5 protein-coding genes and 1 pseudogene are annotated in these 6817 nt (G+C 61.9%); 2 read left to right on the plus strand and 4 right to left on the minus strand.

Translation table 11 applies throughout. The features are described from left to right. Positions 1–11: 11 nt before the first annotated feature. From U1872_RS15810 to tnpA, 4 genes and pseudogenes are all read right to left on the minus strand, one after another. The gene (locus U1872_RS15810) at positions 12–245 is read right to left on the minus strand and encodes a hypothetical protein (RefSeq protein ID WP_332793874.1); all 234 of its coding nucleotides are present in this window, start codon (positions 243–245) and stop codon (positions 12–14) included. After that, positions 245–1744, minus strand: a pseudogene (gene tnpC, locus U1872_RS15815) (IS66 family transposase); the annotation flags it as partial. The pseudogene tnpC and the gene U1872_RS15810, both read right to left, overlap by 1 nt. Then, positions 1713–1976, minus strand: coding sequence for an IS66 family insertion sequence element accessory protein TnpB (gene tnpB / locus U1872_RS15820; protein WP_332793885.1), 264 nt, complete (start codon positions 1974–1976; stop codon positions 1713–1715). The pseudogene tnpC and the gene tnpB, both read right to left, overlap by 32 nt. Positions 1977–2005: 29 nt before the next feature. Beyond that, a complete protein-coding gene (gene tnpA / locus U1872_RS15825; protein WP_332793875.1) occupies positions 2006–2347 on the minus strand; it encodes an IS66-like element accessory protein TnpA in 342 nt (113 codons plus the stop codon). Between the two features lie 718 nt (positions 2348–3065). On the opposite strand from tnpA, the gene U1872_RS15830 reads away from it, so the two are divergent. Both U1872_RS15830 and U1872_RS15835 read left to right on the plus strand, forming a co-directional pair. Then, complete coding sequence (locus U1872_RS15830; protein ID WP_332793876.1) at positions 3066–6104, plus strand: PAS domain-containing protein; 3039 nt, start codon at positions 3066–3068, stop codon at positions 6102–6104. Then, positions 6085–6456, plus strand: coding sequence for a response regulator (locus tag U1872_RS15835; protein WP_332793877.1), 372 nt, complete (start codon positions 6085–6087; stop codon positions 6454–6456). The genes U1872_RS15830 and U1872_RS15835 overlap by 20 nt, the downstream gene beginning before the upstream one ends. Positions 6457–6817 lie beyond the last annotated feature (361 nt).

Below are 6817 nucleotides of genomic sequence, written 5' to 3' on the forward strand. Positions count from 1 at the left end.
CGCGGATGATGTTAGCTCTCCTGCATGAAATCCGAGCGGCGTTGGTCGAGAAGTTCGTCGAGGTGGTCGAGACCGCGTCTGGTGAACGCAGTTGCGGAAACAGCGTCGTTGTCGAGGCTGTCGATGACGTTCAGGCAACCATCTTCGGGCGCCATCTCCTGGGCAAGTACCTCGACCACGTCGATTTCGACGCCGAGCCAGCTCGCGGCGTAGCGAGCGGTGAACACCATCGACGGTGCCGACATCAGGCGGCCTTCGCGACCTGGATCCGAGCTGCCCAGTTCCACGGCAATAGCTCGTCGAGCCGAGCCGCGGGGTGGTCCGCGATGCGGGCGAGCACGTCGGCAAGCCAGGCTTGCGGGTCGACATCGTTGAGGCGGGCGGTCTGGATCAGCGTGTAAAGGACGGCGGCGCGCTGACCGCCGCGGTCCGAGCCGCAGAACAGCCAGGCCTTGCGGCCGAGCGGGACGCAGCGAAGGGCGCGCTCGGCGGCGTTGTTGGTGAGGCATACCCGGCCATCGTCGAGAAAGCGCGTGAACGCATCCCAGCGACGCAGCATGTAGAGACACGCCTTGGCGAGATCGTGGTTGCGCGACAGGATCGCGCGTTGGGCGGTGAGCCAGGTGTGGAGCTCGGTCATCAGCGGCGCGCTGAGTGTCTTGCGTACCGCGAGCCGGTCGGCAGCGGACTTGCCGTTGATGGTGCGCTCGACGTCGAACAGAGCGTCAAGCCGCCGCACCGCTTCGAGCGCGATCGGGTAGATCATGCCGGTCCGCTCGCCGCGGCTCTTCTTGCGCGCGGCGCCTGCGACATCGGCGAGCTCGAAGAACTTGCGTCGGGCGTGCGCGAAGCACCCGGCTTCGCGTACTGGGCCCGGCGCACGACCTTCGCGGTACAGCTCGCCATAGCCGCCATAGGCGTCAGCCTGGAAAATCCCTGACCAGGACGCGAGATGTGCCTGTGGGTGCTCGCCGCGCCTGTCGCGTGAATAGTGGAACAGCGCTGCGGGTGGGTCGGCGCCGGCAAACGGCCGATCGTCCCGGACATAAACCCACAGCCGAGCAACATCGGCCTTGACCTTGGCCATGACAGGAACGGTCGTATCGTCACCGTGCAAGCGCTCAACGGCGAGGATGTGAGCCTCGATCTGCCTGTAGAGTGGCATCAGCGCGAATACGGCGGCGCCAACCTGATCGGCGAGCGTCGAGACGCTCAGCGGTACGCCTTCGCGCGCGAACCGCTCGGCCTGGCGGTTGAGCGGCTGGTGCTGGCCGTACTTCTCGAACAGCAGCATGGCGAGGAAGCTGGCCCCCGCCCATCCGCGCGGCACGACGTGGAACGGCGCCGGCGGCTGGCTGATAGTCTGGCAGTCGCGGCACGAGACCTTCTCGCGGACCGTCTGGATAACCTTCCACGACCGCGGGATCACCTCAAGCGTCTCTGTCACGTCCTCGCCGAGCCGGGACAGGCGCGAGCCGCCGCAGGCCGGACACGAGCACGGTGCTGGTATGACAACACGCTCGCGCGGCAGGTGTTCGGGGAACGGCTTGCGCATCGGCCGCTTACGCTCGAACGGGGCAACGTTGGTGGTGCTGGCGGTAGCAACCTCGGCGGCAAGATCGTCCTCGCTTGCGTCGGCCTCGAGATCCTCGAGCTGTAACTCCATCTGCTCGAGCAGGCGGCGGCTGCGCTCGGCGCTCGAACCGTACTGCTCACGCCTGAGCTTGGCGATCTGCAGCTTGAGAGGCTGTCAGCGACACGACGCCGTCGTTCGCCGAGGGCCAGATGAACCGCCCCTTCTCCAGCCGCTTCGCATAGAGCGACATGCCCAGACCGTCGTGCCAGATGATCTTGACCAGCGATCCGAGCCGACCCCGGAACACGAAGAGATCGCCCGCGTGAGGATCGCGGTGGAGGTGCTGCTGTACGAGCAGCGCCAAGCCCTGCATCCCCTTCCTCATGTCTGTGTGGCCCATCGCGATCCACACCCGCGCGCCCGGTGGGATCACCGCAGCGCCTTCAGCGCCGCCGCCGCCAACGCCGGCGACGCTGAGTTGAAGATCCGCAGCCGTCTGCCGTCGGGCAGATCCAGCACGGCCGCGACGACAGGCTTGGACGCTTGCCCGGGCGGACCGTCCATCACCACCGCCGGCACGAACACCGGATCCTCCCTGCGCAGCGCAGCCCCGCGCCACTCGTAGATCAGGCTGCGGGCAACGTCATGGCGTCGGGCCACATCGCAAACCCTGGCGCCGGGCCGGAGAGCGTCCGCCAGAATCCGCTCGCGCTGCTCATCGCTCCAGCGACGCCGACGCTCTGGCCCTGCCAATATCGTTACCTGTGCCATGATCGGAACGGACGTCCTTACGTACGACTGTAAGGACGTACTCTATCCCCGACCCACACTCCGCAAGGCTGCACCCGTCGGATGGATACGTCTAACCGGGGGTCGGCTACGCCTCGAACGTCTAGCTGCAACGGGAAGCGTGACCTTTTTTCCGCCGCATGCAGCTTTGCATCGCGAAGCAAAAAAGGCCCTTCTTCTCGTCTTTCGCTGTGCTGCGGCCGTAAACGATGCATCGCCGAGCGCCCCCGGCACCTGATCGCCATCGAGGCCGCGACGGGCGCGGATCGAAGCAAGGAGATCAGACATGGCTATGCGCCGCGACAACTACGTTCGTCCGACGGCAGGTCAGTTGCGCCTTATACCCCGCGCCCGAAACGGTCAGAAAATATTCGCTCCCGTCGCTGGGTCCCGCCCCCAATCACAGACCATTGGCGTTCGCAACGGAGCAAAGCCGTCGCTGATGGGAGGATCTGAAGGCGCCCGACCGTAAGACACGGTCTCCTGCGGACGGTGCCACCACCTCTCACTAGGTTCGTTTCGCAATGATAATAACCTGTGACGCCATCTTGGCCGGTCCTAAATAATCAGGTGTCCTTCCGCTGCAGATAATAACATTCGTTTTGGCAACGGGATCGAACCCGTCCAACACGAGTTCATTCATTAACCTACGGGGTGCGGTTTTAACTCAAACTAGCTGAGCGGCGGATTGGAGACCAGCGTGCCCGAGCTAGAAAGAATGATGAAACGCCAGCAGGTGCTGGCCGCGTTTGGCGAATTCGCGATCCATTCGAACGACCTTGACGCGGTGCTCATGGAAGCGTGTCGGCTTGTCGGGGAGGCGACCGGAACGGATCGCGCCAAAGTCCTTGAAATACAGGAAGGTCGGCAAGAGTTGCTCGTCCGCGCGGGCGTTGGCTGGGCACTAGGTGTGGTAGGCAAGGTTCGCCTTCAGATGGGCGAACGCTCGTCTGAGACATACGCTATCGAGGCTGCCAGACCGGTTGTTTCGCAAGACATTGCGAAGGACGACAGATTCGATGTTCCGCCCTTCATGAAACAGGCCGGAGTCGTCGCGCTCGTCAATGTCCCGATCTTCGTTCCAGGCCAGCGTCCTTACGGCGTGCTACAGATCGACGATACGAGGCCGCGCGAATTCGGGAATGACGAAATCGAGTTTCTGCGAACCTACGCCATGATCCTCGGTCCGGTCATCGATCGCCTGCACTTGGTCGAAGAGCGCGCACGAAACCGGGATGTGATGAGGGCCAGCGAGGCACGCAACAGCTTGCTGGTCGGAAGCTGGGCCCAGGCGCAGTGGGAAACCGATGGTAATGGGGTCGTTGTTGCAGACAGCCCGAGCTGGCGCGACCACACCGGTCAGACCTTCGAGGAGTGGCTCGGCTACGGCTGGTTGGACGCGATCCATCCCGACGACCGGGCTTACGCCGAGAAGCAATGGCGCGAAGCGATCGCGGCACACGGGCTGGTCGATGCGGAATTTCGCCTTCGTGCCCCCGATGGCGGCTGGCGCTGGACCAATGTTCGCGCTGCCCCCGTGCTTGATGCCGAGGGGGGCCTGGCGAAGTGGGTCGGAATGAACATTGACATCGACCCTCGCAAGCGCGCCGAAGCGGCGCTGCGCGATAGTGAGTCGAAATATCGATCGTTGTTCGAGTCGATCGATGAAGGCTTCTGTATCGTCGAAGTTGTCTTCGAAGAAAATGGCAAAGCGACTGACTATATCTTCCTGGAAAGCAATCCTGTCTTTGAAGAGCAGGCCGGCTTCAAGGTCGCGCCCGGAAGCCGTATGCGGGCGATCGCGCCGGACCATGAGCAATTCTGGTTCGATACTTATGGCCGTATCGCCGTAACTGGTGAGCCAGCGCGCTTCGAGCACCGGGCCGCGGCGCTCGGAATCATTTTTGACGTATACGCTTTTCGCATCGACGAGCCGGAGCGTGGGCGCGTAGCTATTCTGTTTAGGGACATTACTTCACGCAAACGTACAGAGGAGCAGCTCCGCGCATTGGTTCTTACCGGCACGGCCTCGACCTATCGAATGAGTCCCGATTGGCGGCTGATGTTCCAGCTCGACAGCCAGACCATGGCTATCACCGACGAGCCGATCGAAAACTGGGTCGAGAAATATATTCCGGATCAGGATTTGCCCGACGTCAGGGCCGCAATCGAGCGGGCGATCCGAAACAAGGCGCCGTTCGAACTCGAACACCGCGTCCGTCTCGCAGATGGCACCGTCGGCTGGGTGCTATCGAAGGCGGTTCCGCTGATCGACGCAGATGGCGCGATCATCGAGTGGTTCGGCACAGGGAGCGATGTGACCGAGCGACGCGCGGCGGTCGAGCAGGTCAGGGATAGTGAGGAACGGCTGCGCCGGTTCGGCGAGGCATCACAGGACGTTCTGTGGATTCGCGACGTCGAGACGTTCCAGTGGACCTATCTGACTCCAGCTTTTGACACGACCTATGGGCTGGACCGTAAGGCGGCGTTGAAGGGGGACGATTTCCAGAACTGGCTCGACCTGATCGAGCCCGAGGATCGGGCACACGCGGCAACCTCGATCAGGCGCGTGAGCGCGGGCGAGCACGTCACCTTCGAATATCGCATCCGTCGCCCTTCAGACGGCGCGATCCGCTGGATGCGCGATACCGACTTCCCGATTACGGATACTGCGGGGCGAATTATCTCGATCGGCGGCACCGGTCATGATTTCACTGACGTTAGGGAAGCAGAAGAACGTCTGAAGACGCTGATGGAGGGCATTCCGCAGCTGGTCTGGCGGGCTGTGCACGGGGGAGAGTGGACTTGGGCCAGCCCGCAATGGGCCGAATATACCGGCCAGACCGGCTCCGACAGTCACGGTTCGGGCTGGTTGCAAACCTTGCATCCCGACGACCGCGCGGCGGCCGTCGACGCCTGGGGCAACGCGATGGGCGATGGCGGCTTCCAGGTTGAGTATCGCATCTGTCACTTCGCAGACGATCAATATCGCTGGTTCCAGACCCGCGCGACGCCGGTGCGCGACAGTTCGGGGGAGATCATTGAATGGCTGGGCACCTCGACCGACGTTCACGATTTGCGAGAGTTGCACGAGCGTCAGCAAGTGCTCGTCGCTGAGCTTCAGCATCGCACCCGTAATCTCCTGGCCGTTGTGCGCGCCGTCAGCGACAAGACCGCGCGCGCGAGCGTCGATATTCCGGATTTCCGCAGCCGTTTTCGCGACCGGATCGAGGCGTTGGCGCGTGTCCAGGGTCTCTTGTCCCGGCTGCACGAGCATGATCGGGTGACCTTCGACGAGCTCATCAATGCCGAGCTGACGGCTATGGACGTCAGCCCCGGACGTGTGACGCTCAGTGGGCCCGGCGGCATACGCTTGCGCTCATCTACGGTGCAGACACTCGCCATGGGGTTGCATGAGCTTGCGACCAACGCGGTCAAATACGGCGCGCTTGGGCAAACGGCTGGGCATCTCGACATCACATGGTCGCTGGAGGAAGTCGGTGAAGGCCGTAAGCCATGGCTGCACATCGATTGGCGAGAACGTGGCGTTGAGATGCCACCCGTCGGGTCAGCACCACGTGGCACCGGTCAGGGCCGCGAACTGATCGAGAAGGCATTGCCGCATCAGCTGCGCGCAAAGACCTCGTACGTTTTCGAGTCCGACGGCGTTCATTGCACGATTTCGATGCCGGTATCGGCGAGCACAGGGGATATAAAGCATGCCGGAGCAAAGCCTTGAAGGATGCCATATCCTTGTTGTTGAAGACGAGTACATGCTGGCCGATGAGCTTCAGGCTGAACTAACCGACCTTGGTGCTACCGTGATTGGACCGGCTGGAACGATCGAGGACGCAATCGATTTGATCGCGTCTGCGGTGAAGATCGACGGCGCCATCCTCGACGTGAATTTAGAAGGCGAATGGGCATTCCCCGCGGCCGATGCCTTAGCCGAGCGTCAAGTGCCATTTCTGTTCACGACGGGCTACGATCAGTCAGTGTTGCCGAGCCGATTTTCAGATATTGTTCTGTGTCAAAAGCCTATCAATATCAGGCGAATTACGGAAGCAATTGGGCGAATAGTTCATGGTTAGGTCTTAGCTATCAAAATTTCAAAATAGGTGTTAGCTGTTAGCTGCTGTTACAACCAGTCTATTGGACAGCAGCAACCGGCCTAGCTTACCTTAGGCTGCGAAGGTCAGCAGCCGCATTCTAACCCGTGGCCAGATGACCCACTTGTGGACGTTCGGCATCGTGCTTGCGCTTCCAGGTTCCGGACATTCATTCATCGGTTTAAGCGATCGCCCACAGGACCCTAGGAATGACGAAATTTGGGACAAAGATGGTGTATCGCGGCGGCTGCATTTCGACAGCGATGAGATTGCAGCCCCTTCACATACGATGCCTGGATCGGGGTCGAGCCTGACCTCGTGCATCGAGGGAAGGAGTGAGAGC

Origin of the sequence: Parasphingomonas frigoris (assembly GCF_036663815.1) — a bacterium.
Lineage (GTDB): Bacteria > Pseudomonadota > Alphaproteobacteria > Sphingomonadales > Sphingomonadaceae > Sphingomonas.

Excerpts from the sequence above, each read along its gene's own strand:
- U1872_RS15810 (WP_332793874.1), bottom strand. The coding sequence starts at position 245 with ATGTCGGCACCGTCGATGGTGTTCACCGCTCGCTACGCCGCGAGCTGG.
- tnpA (WP_332793875.1), bottom strand. The coding sequence starts at position 2,347 with ATGGCACAGGTAACGATATTGGCAGGGCCAGAGCGTCGGCGTCGCTGG.
- tnpB (WP_332793885.1), bottom strand. The coding sequence starts at position 1,976 with ATGGGCCACACAGACATGAGGAAGGGGATGCAGGGCTTGGCGCTGCTC.
- U1872_RS15835 (WP_332793877.1), top strand. The coding sequence starts at position 6,085 with ATGCCGGAGCAAAGCCTTGAAGGATGCCATATCCTTGTTGTTGAAGAC.